1 pseudogene is annotated in these 866 nt (G+C 54.6%); it reads right to left on the minus strand.

Features of this window, described 5'->3' with window-relative positions:
• Positions 1-10 precede the first annotated feature (10 nt).
• Positions 11-866: pseudogene (locus R7Q09_RS24775) on the minus strand (site-specific integrase); the annotation flags it as partial.

An 866-nucleotide genomic window follows, 5' to 3' on the forward strand; every position in this document is an offset into this window, starting at 1 on the left:
AGGGTCTGATTCAGATGGCTTCGACATCGATCACTTGCTCCTTGAGGCGATTAATGTCTACACCGAGATCGGTCAACACCCTCTCGCAGCGTTCCATGGTGCGCTCGACCGTCTTTGATCCCGAGTCGTCCAGGTCATCGATCTGCCGAAGCTCAATCTGTTGTAAGTACAGCCCTTCCCAGAACGGCTTGTGGGTATCGTCAATACAGCCGTGCTCACAGCCTTCGCATTGGCCACCCGCACAGTCCACGCCGGTATCATTGGTACACCAGGCAATGCCAGTGGACCGCAGGTAAACCAGTTCGCTGATGGCCTCAATCATCTCTTTTCGATCTTTGTAGGTACGCACTTCTTCCGAGCGGTTTCGCATTTGGCGAATATGACCGGCCATGCCACCTGAAAGCGGCGTATCAGGCTCCAACCAGTGACCGACAATGGCCTGGCGCTTGCCGTCAAAGGCAGCGTAGATTTCGTCGTAGAGCTCCAGATCCTGCGTCTCGTTCATTGCATACAGGATGGTCATATCGAGGCTCCAGTGCTTGAAGTGATCCCTTAAATACCGCAGATCGCCCAGTTTGTGATGGACGACATAGTTGGCAAAGGTGCGACGAAATTGGTGAGACGCAAGCTTCCAGTCCGTCCCGAGGTTCTTTGCAAACATCCTGAGTCTTTTGTTCAACGTTGGGCCGCTAAGCACAGTGATACAATTTCTCTTGCCCCCACCGTTCGTTAGCCCGATGCAGCCAGAGCACTGCCGAAGTCGGGTCACCTCCTTCAAGTCTCCGGACGCTTCTGCGGCTCTCAGAGCCTGCTCAAGCTCCGTCTGCAAGGGCTCTGAAAGCCTCTCCACGACCTTTACAGCCCGA

The organism is Vibrio sp. 2130-1 (assembly GCF_033339515.1).